The sequence below is a fragment of the Pseudomonas sp. GW821-FHT02B10 genome, assembly GCF_059421865.1.
Map to the genome: position 1 here is coordinate 83,588 of NZ_JBWKVU010000011.1, position 17,102 is coordinate 100,689.

General features: G+C 63.4%; 12 protein-coding genes. 9 read left to right on the forward strand and 3 right to left on the reverse strand.

What is annotated here, in order from left to right:
- Positions 1-200 precede the first annotated feature (200 nt).
- From AC07VU_RS22110 to phhA, 3 genes are all read right to left on the reverse strand, one after another.
- Entirely contained in the window at positions 201-1,394 is a 1,194-nt protein-coding gene (locus AC07VU_RS22110; RefSeq protein WP_495030484.1) for an amino acid aminotransferase, read from the reverse strand.
- Positions 1,394-1,750: a 4a-hydroxytetrahydrobiopterin dehydratase gene (locus AC07VU_RS22115; RefSeq protein WP_007930096.1), complete on the reverse strand. Its 357-nt coding sequence runs from the start codon at positions 1,748-1,750 to the stop codon at positions 1,394-1,396. The genes AC07VU_RS22110 and AC07VU_RS22115 overlap by 1 nt, the downstream gene beginning before the upstream one ends.
- Positions 1,751-1,819: 69 nt before the next feature.
- Complete coding sequence (gene phhA / locus AC07VU_RS22120; RefSeq protein WP_274305910.1) at positions 1,820-2,611, reverse strand: phenylalanine 4-monooxygenase; 792 nt, start codon at positions 2,609-2,611, stop codon at positions 1,820-1,822.
- A gap of 305 nt (positions 2,612-2,916) precedes the next feature.
- Between phhA and AC07VU_RS22125 the strand changes: the two genes are divergently transcribed.
- The 9 genes from AC07VU_RS22125 (at position 2,917) to AC07VU_RS22165 (ending at position 16,906) form a co-directional block, all read left to right on the forward strand.
- On the forward strand, positions 2,917-4,482 hold the full coding sequence (locus AC07VU_RS22125; protein ID WP_495030485.1) for a sigma-54-dependent transcriptional regulator: 1,566 nt from the start codon (positions 2,917-2,919) through the stop codon (positions 4,480-4,482).
- Between the two features lie 364 nt (positions 4,483-4,846).
- A complete protein-coding gene (locus AC07VU_RS22130; protein ID WP_007922703.1) occupies positions 4,847-5,587 on the forward strand; it encodes a flagellar basal body rod protein FlgF in 741 nt (246 codons plus the stop codon).
- A 45-nt stretch (positions 5,588-5,632) separates the two neighbouring features.
- On the forward strand, positions 5,633-6,418 hold the full coding sequence (gene flgG, locus AC07VU_RS22135) for a flagellar basal-body rod protein FlgG (protein ID WP_009047672.1): 786 nt from the start codon (positions 5,633-5,635) through the stop codon (positions 6,416-6,418).
- A gap of 51 nt (positions 6,419-6,469) precedes the next feature.
- The gene (flgH, locus tag AC07VU_RS22140; RefSeq protein ID WP_053260098.1) at positions 6,470-7,165 is read left to right on the forward strand and encodes a flagellar basal body L-ring protein FlgH; all 696 of its coding nucleotides are present in this window, start codon (positions 6,470-6,472) and stop codon (positions 7,163-7,165) included.
- A 27-nt stretch (positions 7,166-7,192) separates the two neighbouring features.
- Positions 7,193-8,281, forward strand: a complete 1,089-nt coding sequence (locus tag AC07VU_RS22145) for a flagellar basal body P-ring protein FlgI (RefSeq protein WP_080748366.1) — start codon at positions 7,193-7,195, stop codon at positions 8,279-8,281.
- 10 nt (positions 8,282-8,291) lie between these two features.
- On the forward strand, positions 8,292-9,572 hold the full coding sequence (flgJ, locus tag AC07VU_RS22150; RefSeq protein WP_495030486.1) for a flagellar assembly peptidoglycan hydrolase FlgJ: 1,281 nt from the start codon (positions 8,292-8,294) through the stop codon (positions 9,570-9,572).
- A gap of 10 nt (positions 9,573-9,582) precedes the next feature.
- On the forward strand, positions 9,583-11,634 hold the full coding sequence (flgK, locus tag AC07VU_RS22155) for a flagellar hook-associated protein FlgK (RefSeq protein ID WP_274305913.1): 2,052 nt from the start codon (positions 9,583-9,585) through the stop codon (positions 11,632-11,634).
- Between the two features lie 13 nt (positions 11,635-11,647).
- Positions 11,648-13,222 (forward strand): flagellar hook-associated protein 3, encoded by a 1,575-nt coding sequence (locus AC07VU_RS22160; RefSeq protein WP_274305914.1) that lies wholly within the window; start codon positions 11,648-11,650, stop codon positions 13,220-13,222.
- 120 nt (positions 13,223-13,342) lie between these two features.
- Positions 13,343-16,906 carry a glycosyltransferase gene (locus tag AC07VU_RS22165; protein ID WP_495030487.1) on the forward strand — a complete coding sequence of 1,188 codons (3,564 nt, stop codon included), beginning with the start codon at positions 13,343-13,345 and terminating at the stop codon, positions 16,904-16,906.
- Positions 16,907-17,102 lie beyond the last annotated feature (196 nt).

Here is a 17,102-nt window from a genome sequence, read left to right on the forward strand (position 1 = left end):
TTTTTTAAATCGCTGGGTAGATCCGCGCTTTTAAAAAGCCTGGGCAGGATACAGCACTGCAAATGACAAAAAGATTTTTATCACGGCTTTTAGGATGAAAGGAGTTTCATCGGGCGGGGGATCGTTGAAGAGCATCGCGAGCAAGCTTGCTCCTACAGGCAGGTGCTTTTGTAGGAGCGAGCTTGCTCGCGATCAGGGTGTCACTTGCAGACTTCGGCGATGGCTTCGGCCAGCAAATCCAGGCGGGTGGCGTCGATACCGGCGACGTTGGCCCGGCCGGAGCTGACCATGTACACGCTGTGCTGGTCGCGCAATTTGCCCACCTGCGCCGGCGTCAGGCCGGTGTAGGAGAACATCCCGCGCTGCACGCCGATGTGCGCGAAGCGTTCGGCCAGGCCGAAGGGTTGCAGTGCTTCCACCAGGCCCGAACGCAGCTGGGCGATGCGCAGGCGCATGGCTTCCACTTCGTCGGCCCAGAGGCTTTTCAGCTCCGGGTCGCCGAGGATGGTGGCGACCACCGCGGCGCCGTGATCCGGCGGGGTGGACCACAGGTTGCGGGCGATGTGGGCCAGCTGGCTGCGTACGTCCAGCAGCTTTTCCGCGTCCCGGGTGCAGACGATCAGCGCGCCGGTGCGGTCGCGGTACAGGCCGAAGTTCTTCGAGCAGGAACTGGTGATCAGCAGCTCGGGCAGTTCGGCTGCGAACAGGCGGACCGCCCAGGCATCCTGCTCCAGGCCGTCGCCGAAGCCCTGGTAGGCGAAGTCGATCAGCGGCAGCAGGTTGCGGCTGCGCACCACGTCCAGCACCCGATGCCAGTCGTCGTGGCTCAGGTCGAAACCGGTGGGGTTGTGGCAGCAAGCGTGCAACAGCACCACGTCGCCCTTGGGCACCTGGTTCAGGGTCGCCAGCATGGCCTCGACGTCGAGGCGGTTGTCGCTGCCGACGTAAGGGTAATGGCTGACCTGGATGCCGGCGGCGGCAAAGATGGTTTCGTGGATCGGCCAGGTTGGATTGCTCAACCACACGCCACGGCCCGGCAGGCAGTGGGCGATGAAGTCGGCGCTCAGGCGTAGCGCGCCGGTGCCGCCCGGGGTCTGGGTGGCGCCGGCCCGTTGCTCGGCGATCAGCTGCGAATCGGCACCGAGTACCAGTTCATTGATCACCTTGCCAAAGGCTGCGTCGCCGTGGCCACCGATGTAGATCTTGGTGGTCTGGCGGTCGACCAGGCGCTGCTCGGCCAGCTTGACCGACCGAGGGATCGGCGTCAGGCCCTGGGAATCCTTGTAGACACCGACGCCGAGGTCGAACTTGCGTGGGTTGCTGTCCGACGCATAGGCCTCCATCAGGCCAAGAATCGGGTCGCCGGGTACTCGGCCTATGGCGTCGAAATGCATTACTTGCGTCCTTCTGCGGTCTTGGCCACTTCGTCGGTGCGGGCGGCCATGATGAAGTCGTTGCGGTGCAGGCCCTTGATGGAGTGGCTCCACCAGGTCACGGTGACCTTGCCCCATTCGGTGAGCAGGCCAGGATGATGACCTTCTGCCTCGGAAATTTCACCCATTGCGTTGGTAAAGGCCAGGGCGAACTTGAAGTTTTTGAACAGGAAGACTTTTTCCAGTTGCATGACGCCATCGCGCACTTCGATGTTCCAGTCGGGGATCTGCTTGATCAATACCGGCAGTTCTTCGTCGCTGACTTGTGGAGCATCGGCACGGCAGGCTTCGCAATGGGCTTGGTTGAGAGCGGTCATGGTGGGTTCCTGAAATCGGTTCTTGTTGGAAATTACGGGTTTTATGAGCGCCGCGCGAGGGCAGGGCGCTCAGGCCGCCTTGGGTTTGGGCGGAAACTTGGGTGCGTGCAGGCCCATCTGCATGCCTTGGTGCACCAGGGCCATGATGTCTTCATGGGCCAGGTCGAACAGGCGCTTGAGGTTGGGCAGCACAAAGTAGACCGGTTGCAGGATGTCGATGCGGTACGGGGTGCGCATCGCTTCCAGCGGGTCGAAGGCCTGGTGCTCGGGCACGTCCGACAGGCAGTAGACGGTTTCTTTCGGTGAGGAGAGGATGCCGCCGCCGTAGATGCGCTGGCCTTGCGGGGTGTCCAGCAGGCCGAATTCGATGGTCATCCAGTACAGGCGCGCCAGGTACACCCGTTCTTCCTTGGTGGCCTGCAGGCCGAGCTTGCCGTAGGTGTGGGTGAATTCGGCGAACCAGGGGTTGGTCAGCAGCGGGCAGTGGCCAAAGATCTCGTGGAAGATGTCCGGCTCTTGCAGGTAGTCCAGTTCTTCGCGGGTACGAATAAAGGTCGCGACCGGAAACTGTTTGCTGGCGAGCAATTCGAAGAAGGTCTGGAAGGGAATCAGCGCCGGCACCCGCGCGACCTGCCAGCCGGTGGTTGCGCCCAGCACCTTGTTGATTTCGCCCAACTGCGGGATGCGGTCGTGGGGCAGGCCGAGTTTCTCGATGCCGTCCAGGTATTCCTGGCACGCGCGACCCTCGATCACTTTCAGTTGACGGGTGATCAGGGTGTTCCACACCGCGTGTTCTTCATCGGGGTAGTGGATAAAACCTTGCGCGTCGGGCTCGCGGGCCACGTACTGCGTCTGCTTCATGCTGCTCTCCTGTCAGGGGCTGCTTCTTGTTATCAGTTGACGCTAGAGATAACCCAAGGTTGCAGCCCATGCAGCAGGTTGACGTGAACGTAATGGGCGGATCAGGACTGATTTCGTAAAGTTTTCGTTACGAAAGCATCGCGGGGCCGCTAATACTGAGAATAGTCGATTTGAAAAGGCCGGCGACTGTCACATAATCTTGACGATTATCTGCATCACAGCGCAGAAAGTTTCTGTCGGACGGTGTCAAAAGCGCCGCTTTCTGGCATTCACGCCCTCCATTACCTGTCTCGGGCCTTCCTTCTATGCGTATCAAAGTCCACTGCCAGAATCGCATCGGCATCCTGCGCGACATTCTCAACCTGCTGGTGGAGTACGGCATCAACGTGGCCCGGGGCGAGGTGGGCGGCGAACATGGCAATGCCATCTACCTGCATTGCCCGAACCTGATCAATTTGCAGTTCCAGGCATTGCGGCCGAAGTTCGAGTCGATCGCCGGGGTGTTCGGGGTCAAGCGCGTTGGGCTGATGCCCAGCGAGCGGCGGCACATGGAACTCAATGCCTTGCTCGGGGCCCTGGAGTTTCCGGTGTTGTCCATCGACATGGGCGGTTCCATCGTCGCCGCCAACCGCGCGGCGGCGCAGCTGTTGGGCGTGCGGGTGGACGAGGTGCCGGGGATTCCACTGTCGCGCTATGCCGAGGATTTCAACCTGCCGGAACTGGTGCGGGCCAACAAGTCGCGGATCAACGGCCTGCGGGTCAAGGTCAAGGGTGACGTGTTTCTGGCGGACATCGCGCCGCTGCAATCGGAGCACGACGACAGCGAGGCCATGGCCGGCGCGGTGCTGACACTGCATCGGGCGGACCGGGTCGGCGAGCGCATCTACAACGTGCGCAAGCAGGAGCTGCGCGGCTTCGACAGCATCTTCCAGAGCTCGAAAGTCATGGCCGCGGTGGTCCGCGAAGCGCGACGCATGGCACCGCTGGACGCGCCGCTGCTGATCGAGGGTGAGACCGGCACCGGCAAGGAACTGCTGGCGCGCGCCTGCCACCTGGCCAGCCCGCGCGGGCAATCGCCGCTGATGGCGCTCAACTGCGCCGGCCTGCCGGAATCCATGGCCGAGACCGAGCTGTTCGGCTACGGGCCGGGGGCCTTCGAAGGCGCGCGGGCCGAAGGCAAGCTCGGGCTGCTGGAACTGACCGCTGGCGGCACGCTGTTTCTCGACGGGGTGGGGGAGATGAGCCCGCGCTTGCAGGTCAAGCTCCTGCGCTTTCTGCAGGACGGCTGCTTCCGCCGGGTTGGCAGCGACGAAGAGGTGTACCTGGACGTGCGGGTGATCTGTGCGACCCAGGTCGATTTGTCCGAGCTGTGCGCCCGCGGCGAGTTCCGCCAGGACCTGTATCACCGCCTCAACGTCTTGTCGTTGCACATCCCGCCGCTGCGCGAGTGCCTCGACGGCCTGACACCGCTGGTGGAGCACTTCCTCGACCAGGCCAGCCGACAGATCGGCTGCGCCTTGCCCAGGCTGGCGCCGGCGGCCATGGAGCGCCTCAGTCATTACCACTGGCCGGGCAACGTGCGGCAGCTGGAAAACGTGCTGTTCCAGGCGGTGTCCCTGTGCGACGGCGGCACGGTCAAGGCCGAGCACATCCGCCTGCCAGACTATGGCGTGCGCCAACCCCTTGGTGACTTCTCCCTGGAAGGCGGGCTCGACGACATCGTCGGGCGCTTCGAAAAGGCGGTGCTCGAACGCCTGTATTCCGAGCACCCCAGCAGCCGCCAGCTGGGCAAGCGCCTGGGCGTGTCGCACACCACCATCGCCAACAAACTGCGCGAATACGAAGTCGGCAAGAACTCCGACGAAAGCTGAATCCTGTAGCCGCTGCCGCAGGCTGCGATCGGCTGCGCAGCAGGCGCCAGACCTTAAGTCTGCGATCGGGGCGAGGTCATGCGTTGCCAGCCTTGCGAGTCCTGCGGCCTCGATCGCAGCCTGCGGCAGCGGCTACAGGAGCAGCGGCGAGGCAGGGGAGTGCCCTGGAGGCCGAGGCTTGCCGTAAGCGGCATATCTGCGCCGGTTTTTCGTCTCTGACACAATCGCCCGATTCCCTTCGAACGCCCTCAAGCTCCCGGATTTCCTGCCTTCGGCCGCCCGAAAAACAAGTTGGTGCGCTTATTGCTTATGGCTCAGCAGTACAGCGGTGGACGGCAAACGTCCGACATGCAGAGGAAAGACTGTGGACAAGTACCTTTATGTGGCCATGACCGGTGCCAGCCAGAATGCGCTGGCGCAAAAGGCGCATGCCAACAACCTGGCGAACATCTCCACCAACGGTTTCCAGCGCGACCTGGAGCAGGCGCGTTCGATGCCGGTGTTTGGTGACAGCTTTCCGGCGCGGGCCTTTGCCATGTCCGAACGGCCGGCTACCGATTTCACCCCGGGCTCGCTGGTGGAAACCGGTCGCGATCTCGACGTGGCGGTCAGCGGCAATGGCTGGATCGCCGTGCAGACCCCGGAGGGCGGTGAAAGCTACGTGCGCACCGGCAGCCTGAACATCGACGCCCTGGGCGTGCTGCGCGCCGGCAACGGCATGCCGGTGATCGGCAACGGCGGCCCGATCGCCGTGCCGCCGGAGCAGCAGGTGGAAGTCGGCCAGGACGGCACCATCAGCATCCGCGCCATGGGCGAAGGCCCGCGGGTGATGGCCGAGGTCGACCGCATCAAGCTGGTCAACCCGGACCTGAAGAACATGACCAAGGGGCTGGACGGTTCGATCCATACCAAGGACGGCCAGCCGGCAGCGGCTGACGCCAATGTGCAACTGGTCTCGGGATTCCTCGAGTCGAGCAACGTCAATGCGGTCGAGGAAATGACCTCGGTGCTGGCGCTCTCCAAGCAGTTCGAGCTGCACATCAAGATGATGAACACCGCCAAAGAAGACGACCAGGCCATGGCTCGGGTCTTGCAGATCAGCTAATTACCAGTACGTCGCGCCGTAAAACAGGCGCACGAGGAGAATCGAATGCTTCCGGCTCTGTGGGTTGCCAAAACAGGTCTGTCCGCCCAGGACACTAACCTGACCACCATTTCCAACAACCTGGCGAACGTTTCGACCACGGGTTTCAAACGTGATCGCGCCGAGTTCCAGGACCTGCTGTATCAGATCAAACGTCAGCCTGGCGCCCAGTCGACCCAGGACAGCGAGCTGCCATCGGGCCTGCAACTGGGTACCGGTGTGCGCATCGTCGGCACCCAGAAGAACTTCACCGCCGGCAGCCTGCAGACCACCGAGCAGCCGCTGGACATGGCCATCAACGGCCGCGGTTTCTTCCAGATCCTGCAACCGGACGGCACCACGTCCTACACCCGTGACGGCACCTTCCACCTGGATTCCAACGGCCAGATCGTCACCGCCAACGGCTTCGCGCTGGAGCCGGCGATCGTCGTGCCGAACGACGCCCAGACCTTCACCGTGGGCCAGGACGGCACCGTCTCGATCACCACCGCCGGCAACCCGGCCTCGCAAGTGATCGGCAACCTGCAGACCGCCGACTTCATCAACCCGGCCGGCCTGCAAGCGACGGGCAACAACCTGTTCCTGGAAACCGCCGCCAGCGGCGCGCCGCAAGTCGGTACCCCGGGCCTCAACGGTTTCGGCACCACCCTGCAGAACACCCTGGAAACCTCCAACGTCAGCACCGTTGAGGAGATGGTCAACATGATCACCACCCAGCGTGCCTACGAGATGAACTCCAAGGTGATCTCCACCGCCGACCAGATGCTCTCGTTCGTCACGCAGAATCTGTAATCAAGTCCTGGGGCGGCCCAGCGGCCGCCTGCAACACCATGAGGTAGGGTCATGAATCGCTTTGTATCTGTTCTCGCACTGAGTGGGTTCGTCGTGCTCGGAGGCTGCGTGGCCCCGACGCCGAAGCCCAATGACCCGTATTACGCTCCGGTGTTGCCACGTACTCCGTTGCCGGCTGCGGCCAACAACGGCTCGATCTACCAGGCCGGCTTCGAGCAGAACCTCTACAGCGACCGCAAGGCGTTCCGCGTGGGCGACATCATCACCATCACCCTCAACGAGCGGACCCAGGCGAGCAAGAACGCCAACTCGCAGGTCGACAAGAACAGCAAGACCGGCATCGGCCTGACCTCGTTCTTCGGTGGCGGCCTGAGCACCAATAACCCGGTGGGCAGCGGCGACCTGAGCCTGGACGTCGGTTACAGCGGCGACCGGGCCACCAAGGGCGACAGCAAGTCCGGCCAGAGCAACAGCCTGACCGGCTCGATCACCGTGACGGTGGCCGACGTGCTGCCCAACGGCATCATCGCCGTGCGCGGCGAGAAGTGGCTGACCCTCAACACCGGCGACGAGCTGGTGCGGATTGCCGGCCTGGTGCGCGCTGACGATATCGCCACCGACAACACGGTGTCCTCGACCCGCGTCGCCGACGCACGCATCACCTATTCGGGCACCGGTGCCTTTGCCGATGCGAGCCAGCCGGGCTGGTTCGACCGTTTCTTCCTCAGCCCGCTGTTCCCTTTCTAGGTGGCTACGTTGAATTTCAAACGCCTCATGCTGGCCGCGCTGTTGCTTTCGGCGGCCTGCCACGCTCAAGCCGAACGGCTGAAGGACATCGCCAGCATTTCCGGCGTGCGTTCCAACCAGTTGATCGGCTACGGCCTGGTGGTCGGGCTTAACGGCACCGGCGACCAGACGACCCAGACACCCTTCACCCTGCAGACCTTCAACAACATGCTGTCGCAGTTCGGCATCAAGGTGCCGCCGGGTTCCGGCAACGTGCAGTTGAAGAACGTCGCGGCGGTATCGGTGAGCGCCGATCTGCCGGCGTTCGCCAAGCCGGGGCAGCAGGTGGATATCACCGTGTCCTCCATCGGCAACTCCAAGAGCCTGCGCGGCGGCACCTTGCTGCTGACGCCACTCAAGGGGATCGACGGCAACGTCTACGCCATCGCCCAGGGCAACCTGGTGGTGGGCGGTTTCGACGCCGAGGGGCGTGACGGTTCGAAGATCACGGTCAACGTTCCGTCGGCCGGTCGCATCCCTGGCGGTGCCTCGGTGGAGCGCGCGGTACCGAGCGGTTTCAACCAGGGCAACAGCCTGACCCTGAACCTCAACCGTTCCGACTTCACCACCGCCAAGCGCATCGTCGACAAGATCAACGACATGCTCGGCCCGGGCGTGGCCCAGGCCATCGACGGCGGTTCGATCCGCGTCACCGCGCCGCTCGATCCGAGCCAGCGCGTCGACTATCTGTCGATCCTCGAGAACCTGGAAATCGATCCGGGGCAGGCGGTGGCCAAGGTCATCATCAACTCGCGCACCGGCACTATCGTCATCGGCCAGAACGTCAAGGTGTCGCCAGCCGCCGTGACTCACGGCAGCCTTACCGTGACCATCACCGAAGACCCGATCGTCAGCCAGCCTGGCCCGCTGTCCAATGGCCAGACCGCGGTCGTGCCACGCTCGCGGGTCAACGCCGAACAGGAAGCCAAGCCGATGTTCAAGTTCGGCCCGGGCACCACCCTCGACGAGATCGTGCGTGCGGTGAACCAGGTCGGCGCGGCACCGGGCGACCTGATGGCGATCCTCGAAGCCTTGAAACAGGCCGGCGCGCTGCAAGCCGACCTGATCGTGATTTGAGGTAGGGGCCATGGATATTCGCAAGAGCGGTCTGGTCAGCAGCGGCGATTCGGGTTCCTACTCGGACCTCAACCGGCTTAACCAGCTCAAGGTCGGCGACAAGAACAGCGACGCCAACATGCGCAAGGTGGCGCAGGAGTTCGAGTCGCTGTTCCTCAACGAAATGCTCAAGTCCATGCGCTCGGCCACCGAAGCGCTGGGCAAGGACAACCCGCTCAATACCCCGGCGGCCAAGCAATACCAGGAAATGTACGACCAGCAACTGGCGGTTTCCATGTCCCGCGAAGGCGGTGGCATCGGCCTGGCCGATGTGCTGATGCGCCAGATGTCGAAGAACAAATCTACTCATCCTGCCGCGGCGGCGACCCTGCCCGGCGCCCAGGCTGAAAAGGTCGCGCTGACTGAAAAGGTCGCGACGCCAACCGCCATCGCTGCCGGCACCACCGCTTTGGGCGGGCCATTGTCGCGGGTCAATGGCCAGCGTCCGTTGTGGGCGTCTCGTGCGCTGGAACCGCAGCGCGCCGCCGACAGCGGTACCCATAACGATATGGCGCTGCTCAACCAGCGGCGTATTTCCCTGCCGAGCAAGCTGACCGATCGCCTGCTGGCGGGTATCGTGCCGTCGGCCGACAGTGCCGTAGCCAACAGGACGGTCTTGCCGGAACGCACCACGGCCGCTACCGACGCGCTGGTCAAGAACAGCTCGCGCAGCTTTGCCGCGGTGCCCCACGGACGCATGCAGATCTACGGTCGCGCCGTGGCCCAGCCACCGTTGGCGCCGGCGAAGAAAGCCTTCAGCTCGGCGGACGAATTCGTCGCCACCATGCTGCCGATGGCGCAGCAGGCCGCCGACCGCATCGGTGTCGATCCGCGCTACCTGGTCGCCCAGGCCGCACTGGAAACCGGCTGGGGCAAATCGGTGATGCGCCAGCAGGACGGCAGCAGCAGCCACAACCTGTTCGGCATCAAGGCTGGCAGTAGTTGGAAGGGCGACCAGGCGCGGGCGATCACCAGCGAATTCAGAAATGGCCAGATGGTCAAGGAGACGGCCGAGTTCCGTTCCTATGCCTCGTATCAGGACAGCTTCCACGACCTGGTGACCTTGTTGCAGAGCAACAATCGCTATCAAGAAGTGCTGAAGTCGGCCGATAACCCCGAACAGTTTGTACGCGAGTTGCAAAAGGCCGGGTATGCAACCGACCCGGACTACGCAAGCAAGATTTCGCAGATTGCCAAGCAGATGAAGAGCTACGAGAACTACGCTGCGGCGGGCGCTTCCACGAATTTATAAGGTCTGAATCATGAGTTTGCTCAATATCGGGATGTCGGGGCTGTCAGCCAGCCAAACGTCGTTGATGACCACGGGTAATAACATCGCCAACGCCGATACCGCCGGTTATTCGCGCCAGCAGACCGTGCAGGGCAGCAAGGCTTCGAACCAGTACGGCAATGTCTTCATCGGCAGCGGTACCACCCTGGCCGACGTGCGCCGGGTGTACAACAGCTACCTGGACGCCCAGCTGCAGACCACCACATCGCTGAACAGCGATGCCGCTGCCTATCTGGGGCAGATCACCCCGGTGGACAAGCTGCTGTCGGACAGCGGCACCGGTATCACCGGCGCGCTGACCAAATTCTTTGCCTCGATGCAGAACGTCAACGCCAAGCCGGCCGACGATGCCTCGCGCCAATTGCTGCTCAGCGACGCGCAAGCCCTGAGCAACCGCTTCAATTCCGTTTCCAGCCAGTTGAACGAGCAGAACGCCAACATCAACGGCAACCTGAGCAGCATGGCTGACCAGGTCAACAAGCTGGCGGCCACTGTCGCCCAGCTGAACCAGAAGATTTCCGAAGTCTCCAGTGGCGGTGGCATGCCCAACGACCTGCTCGACGCGCGCAACGAGACGCTGCGCCAGCTGTCGCAGTTCGTCAAAGTGGATGTCTCGGAGCGCGGCTCGAGCGTCGACCTGTACCTGGGCAGCGGCCAGCCGCTGGTCGTGGGTAACACCACCAGCAAGCTGGAAGTGGTCCCCGGAAAGACCGACCCGACCCGTTCCTCGCTGCAGCTCAATCGCGGCTCGAGCACTATCGATGTGACCTCGGTGGTCACCGGTGGCGAGATCGGCGGCCTGTTGCGCTATCGCAACGAGGTGCTGGACCCGGCGATGAACGAACTGGGGCGCGTGGCCCTGGTGATCGCCGACCAGGTCAACAGCCAGCTCGGACAAGGCATCGACAAGAACGGCGAGTTCGGCGCGGCACTGTTCAACAACATCAACAGTGCGGCCCTGATCAGCCAGCGCAGCATTGCCAATGGCAACAACAGCGCAGGTTCGGGCAACCTCGACGTGACCATCAAGGACACCGGCAAGCTGACCATCAGCGACTACCAGGTGACCTTCACCAGCGCCACCGACTACACAGTCAAGCGCTCCGACGGCACCAGCCTGGGCGCGTTCAGTACCACTACCACGCCGCCACCGGTGATCGACGGTTTCACCCTGAGCCTCAACGGCGGGGCGATGAGCGCCGGCGACAGCTTCAAGATCACCCCGACCCGTAACGCGGCCACCACTATCAAGACCGAGCTGACCGACGCCAAGCGCCTGGCCATCGCCGCGCCGCTTAATGCCGAGGTACTGCCGGGGGCCACCGGTTCGCTGAGTATTCCGGGCCTGCCGACAGTCAAGCCGGCGCTGGACATCTACAACTCGGCCGCCAAAACCGAGATGCAGACCGCGATCAAGAATTCGGTACCGGTCAAGCTGGTCTTCGACGCCCCCGCGGGCGGCAGCCAGGGCTACAAATATTACGATGCCAAGGGCACGTTGATGGGCACCGGTTCGATCGTCCCGGGGCAGAACAACACCCTGAACCTGCAGATCAAGATGGTCGATGCCAGCGGCAACCCGATCACCGACGGCGGCACACCGCCGGTGCAGAAAACCTTCACCGTGGAAATGAGCGTCGCCGGTTCGCCGAAGGAAGGCGAAGGGCTGAACGTCAAGTTCAACGGTGCCGGTTCCACCGATAACCGCAACGGCACCGCGCTGGCGGGCCTGCAGAGCAAGCAGACGGTGGATACCGGTTCGGCCAGCAAGGGCATCACCCTGGTCGACGCCTACGGCAAGCTGGTGGAGAACGTCGGTGCCAAGGCCAGCCAGGGCAAGCTCGACAGCGCGGCCACCGAGACGATCCTGGCCAACGCCAAGGGCGCGCGGGATTCGTTGTCCGGGGTCGACCTGGATCAAGAGACCGGCAACCTGGTCAAGTACCAGCAGTACTACACCGCGTCCTCGCAGATCATCAAGGCGGCGCAGGAAACCTTCGCCACCCTGATCAACAGCCTTTAAGGAGTCGTAGTCCATGCGTATTTCCACCGCCCAGTTTTACGAGTCCTCGGCTGCCAACTACCAGAAGAACTTCGCCAATGCGGTCAAGAGCAGCGAAGAGGCCAGCAGCCTGATTCGCGTCAACACCGCGGCCGATGATCCGGTAGGCGCTTCGCGCCTGCTGCAACTGGGCCAGCAGGCTTCGCTGTTGAGCCAGTACTCGGCCAACACCACCTCGATCAAGGCGTCCCTGGGCCAGGCCGAATCGGTCCTGACCAGCATCACCAACGTTCTGGCGCGTGCCCAGGAACTGGCGAGCGGAGCCGGCAGCGCCGGTTTCACCGACGCCGACCGCAAGGCCAACGCCGCCGAACTGGCGCAGATCGAAGAGCAGCTGTTGAGCCTGATGAATACCCAGGATGAAAACGGCAAGTACATCTTTGCCGGTTCCCAGGGCGACACTGTGCCGTTTACCCGCAACTCCGACGGTACCTACAGCTACAACGGCGACCAGACCACGCTGAACCTGCCGGTGGGCGACACCATGTCCATGGCCACCAATACCACCGGCTGGGCCGCCTTCCAGCAAGCCATCAATACCAGCCGCAGCCAGGTCAGCATGACCGCGCCGGCGGTGGATGATGGCCGGGTGACGCTGTCCAACGGCCAGGTGTCTTCGAATCCGAAGTACAACAGCGAGTTCCGCAGCGGCGAGCCATACACCATCAGCTTCCTCAGCAGCACTCAGTTCAAGATCACCGACAGCGCCGGCAACGACGTGACGTCCGAGGCCAGCCAGAATGGCTCCTTCAGCTCCAGCAAAGGCGCAGAAGCGCAGACCGTCAGTTTCCGTGGCGTCGATATGCGTTTGAGCATTAACCTGAAACCCGGCGATGCTACCCCCCCGAACACGGAGATCGCCGGTCACAGCTTCACCCTGGCGGCCAAGCCTGATTCCTTCAATGTTTCGCGCAGCCCGGGCAACCCGTCGACCGCGGTGGTGACCGGTGCCAGCGTCAGCAACAGCAACGCCTACAACGCCAGCTTCCCGAGCGGCGGTGCGATCCTCAAGTTCACCAGCGCCACCGACTACGAGCTGTACGCGTCGCCGTTGACCGCCGACAGCAAGCCGGTTTCCACCGGCACCATGGCCGGCTCCACTGCCACGGCGTCTGGCGTGGGCTTCACCTTCAGCGGTACGCCGGCGGCGGGCGACCAGTATGTGGTGGCGGTCAACAACCACCAGACCCAGAACGTCCTCGACACCATCAGCCAACTGCGTACGGTGCTGGATACACCGACCAACGGTGATCCGGTCGCCATCCAGAAACTCAACGCGGGGTTGCAGGCGGGGATGGCCAACCTGGCCAGCGGCGCCAACCAGGTGGCGAGCGCGGTCAGCGATATCGGTGGTCGTGGGTCGGCGCTGGATATCCAGAACGAGACCAACATGAGCCTGAGCGCCGCCAACACCCAGACCCAGTCGGCAATCCGCGATTCCGACCCGGCCGAGGTGATGACCCGCCTGACCCTGCAACAGACCATGCTGCAGGCCTCGCAGTTGGCTTTCAGCAAAATTGCCCAGCTGGGCCTGTTCAACAAGGTCTGAGCCTGAGCCCGGTCGCGCTCCTGTGAGCGCGGCCGCACCGCCGAGCCGCTAACCGTCTTCATTAAGCGGTTCCGCGGCCCGCCTGACCAGGCCGGGCCCGCCGCTCGAGAGTTTCCCGTCGTGAATCAACGCCCGCTAGTCAGCATCGTCATCCCTGCCTTCAATCCACGCTTCTTCAGCCAGGCGTTCGAGAGTGCGCTGGCCCAGACCTGGGAGCGGATCGAAATCGTCATCTGCGACGACTCGGCTGGCGATGAGATCCGTCAGGCGGTCTCGGCCATCGCCGAGCCGCCCCATCCGGTGCGTTATCTGCGCAACCCGCAGTGCCTGGGCATGCAGAAAAACCTGCTGCGCTGTGTCGAAGAGGCGCGGGGCGAACTGATCAAGATCCTCTGCGACGATGACCGTCTGTTCGCTCCCTGCATTGCCATGCAGGCGCAGGTGTTGGCCGATCACCCCGAGATCAATCTGGTCTGCGGTTTGCGGGTGTTGAGCGACGCCGGCAATTTCATTCTGCCGCCGCGGGTCGAGAATGCCCGGCTGTCGCCGAACGACGCGATGCTCAAGGGCGACGACATGCTGGCGATCCTCGAGAGCACGCCGCGCCACTTCCTCGGTAATTTCAGTTCGACCCTGATGCGCCGTGTCGACGTGCTGGAGCTGTTGCCAGCCCTGACGCAAGAGGGCGCGGGCTTCCTCGCGCTGTTGGATCTGGCGCTGTTCGTGTGCCTGATGCGGCGTGGCAACCTGGCGCTGCTCAATACCGTGTTGAGCATTGAGCGCCTGTACCCGGAGCGCCTGAGCAAGCAGCCGCAAGTGCAGCGCGTGGCGAAACTTGAATGGGACTGGCTGGCGCAGATGCTCGCTGCGCGCAGCGGCGAGTCGGCCCCGGCCGAGGGCTGGGTACGCTATGTGGATCTGGAGAGCATGGCGCAGCCCGGCTGGCAGTGGGACGAGCTGTGCGTGACCCGGGTACTGGGCAACCGCAGTACGGTGGTCAATGGCCGGGTCGGCGGCGAGAGTGAAAGTTACGCCGAGTTCTACAAGGAGTGGTTGGCGATCCGGCGTTTTACCGACACCGAGAAACGCCACCTGCCACAGCGCATCGCCAGCTGGCCGACACGGCCGCAGATCGTGCCCGTCGTGATCGACGTGGACGCCGATAGCGTGGCCCTGGAGTCGACCCTGCAGAGCCTGGCGCGGCAGCTGTATGCGCCGCAGGCGATCCTGGTCCTGTCCAATGCCGAGTGCGCGGAACACGAACGCGTGCTGCAACTGCCGCTGGAGGCGCAGTGGCCACAGCAGCTCAATGCGCTGGTGCCGCAGCTGGAAGGTTGCCACTGGTTTTACTTGCTGTGCGCGGGTGACACCTTGAAGGAGTCGGCGCTGCTGATCCTTGCCGAACGCATTGCCGCGAGCCCGGGCGTGCTGTGCGTCTACAGCGACGAAGGTGCGCTGGTCAAAGGCGAGTCCAGCGACCCGGTGTTCAAGCCTGATTTCAACCTCGACCTGATGCGCGGTTACCCCTACGTCGGCCGGACGCTGGCATTCGAGCGCCAGCGCTTTCTGACCCTGGGCGGTTTCGACCCGGCCTTTGGCGAACTGGCCCCCCATGACCTGCTGTGGCGCCTGGTGGAAGAGGCGGGGCCGCAGACCATCGAACATATTGCAGAAATCCAGGTCGAGAGCCCGTTCAATTTTGCCGACTGGCTGTCGCTGCCGGCAGTGATCGAGGGCAACGCCGGCCTGGTCGGCGCGCATCTGGACAGAATCGGCGTCGAGCACCGCATCCGCCACGACGAATTGCCGCTGCTCAACCACATCGACTACCTGTTCCCGCAGCGGCCGCTGGTGTCGATCATCATCCAGGCTGGCGATTCACTGGCGGCTTTGCAGCGCTGCACCGAGAGCCTGATCGAAAAGACCGCCTACAGCTATTACGAGATCCTGATCGTCGACAGCGGCAGCCGCGATCCGGCCATGGCCGCGTGGCTGGAGGCCATGGCGCAGCTCGGTGCCGACATGTTGCGGGTGTTGCCGTTTGCTGGCCGCGGCACTGCGGCGGCGGTCCGTAATTACGCGGCGCAACAGGCGCGCGGCGAATACCTGCTGTTGCTCGACGCCAATGCCTTGATCTGCTCCGGCGACTGGCTGGACGAACTGCTCAACCACGCCCGGCGCCCGGAAGTGGGGGTGGTGGGCGCGCGAATACTCGGGCCGGACGGCTCGATCGTGCATGCCGGGTTGATCCTCGGCCTGGCTGGAGCTGCCAGTTCGCCATTCCATGGCGAGGCCGCCAGCGCCCGCGGTTACATGCAGCGCTTGCAAGTGCCGCAGAGCTGGAGCGCGGTCAGCGGCGACTGCCTGCTGGTGCGCAAGGAGGTATTCGACAGTGTCGGCGGGTTGGATGAGGTCAACTATTCCCAGGGCCTGAGTGATGTCGACCTGTGCCTGCGGATCAATCGCGACGGTTACCTGGTGGTCTGGACGCCTTATGCCAGCCTGGTGTTGATGCCGGCCGAGACGGCGCCAGCAGAGCCCGAAGCGCTGGAGGCGCAGGAAGACACGTTCTACCGCAACTGGATGCCTCAGGTCGCCCGTGACCCGGCCTACAACCCGGCCCTGAGCCTGGGTTATTCCAGCTTCAGCCTGGAAGTGGGGTTGCGCGATAACTGGAATCCGTTCTCGACCCGGGCCTTGCCGCTGGTGCTCGGCTTGCCGGTGAACAACATGGCGGTGGGTCATTACCGGGTGATCGCGCCGCTGACGGCGCTGGAAGAGGAGGGACGGCTGATCGGTCGAGTGGCCCACGAGTCCCCGGCGAACGTGGAAATCGAGCGCTTGTCCCCCGATTCGATCATCTTGCAGTGCCGCTACAGTGACGGCGCGGTGAGCGATATCCAGCGCATGAAAAAGTACTCCAGTGCCCTGCGGGTCTTCGAGCTGGACGACTACGTGGTCAGTGCGCCGAAGAAAAACAGCCACGCGCGCAACATACCGCTCAACACCGAAGCCCTGCTGCGCCAGGGCATCGCCCTGTGCGACCGGGTGGTGGTCACCACGCAGCCGCTGGCCGATGCGCTGTCGGGCATGCACAGCGACATCCGGATCGTGCCGAACATGCTGCCGGTCGACCCCTGGGGCAGCCTGACCAGCCGCCGTGGTACCTCAAGCAAGCCGCGGGTGGGCTGGGGAGGGGGGACCAGCCACACCGGCGACCTGGAAGTCATCGCCGAGGTGGTGCGTGAACTGGCCAATGAAGTCGAATGGGTGTTCTTCGGCATGTGCCCGGACGAACTGCGGCCGTATGTCCACGAGTTCCACGCCTTGATCAGTCTGCAGGCTTACCCGTACAGGCTGGCCAGCCTCAACCTCGACCTGGCCCTGGCGCCGTTGGAGTTCCACATCTTCAACGACTGCAAGAGCAACCTGCGGCTTCTGGAATACGGTGCTTGCGGTTATCCGGTGATCTGCACCGACACCGCGGCCTATCGCGGCTATCTGCCGTGTACCAAGGTCGTCAGCAACAGCATCCAGGAATGGATCGAAGCGATCCGCATGCACCTGGCCGATCCCGCTGCCAGCTACCGCATGGGCGATGCGCTGCGCGAGCATGTGCTGCGCGATTACATGTTGCGGGGCAATAACCTGAATCTGTGGATGAAGGGCTGGTTGCCGGACTGACAGGGTCTGCGGGGACAAAAAGCCAGGCTTTCGATGCCTGGCTTTTTTATGGCGGTTATCCCGGTTTTTTTGCTGCTCAAGCCTACGATCCGTTGCGTTACCCGCTCTGATTCAAGACGCCGAGGTCATGCGTCAGCCCCGCCAGGAGCTGGCGCGTTTCCTGCAAGCCCCCCTCGATATCGCCATAAAACGAGCG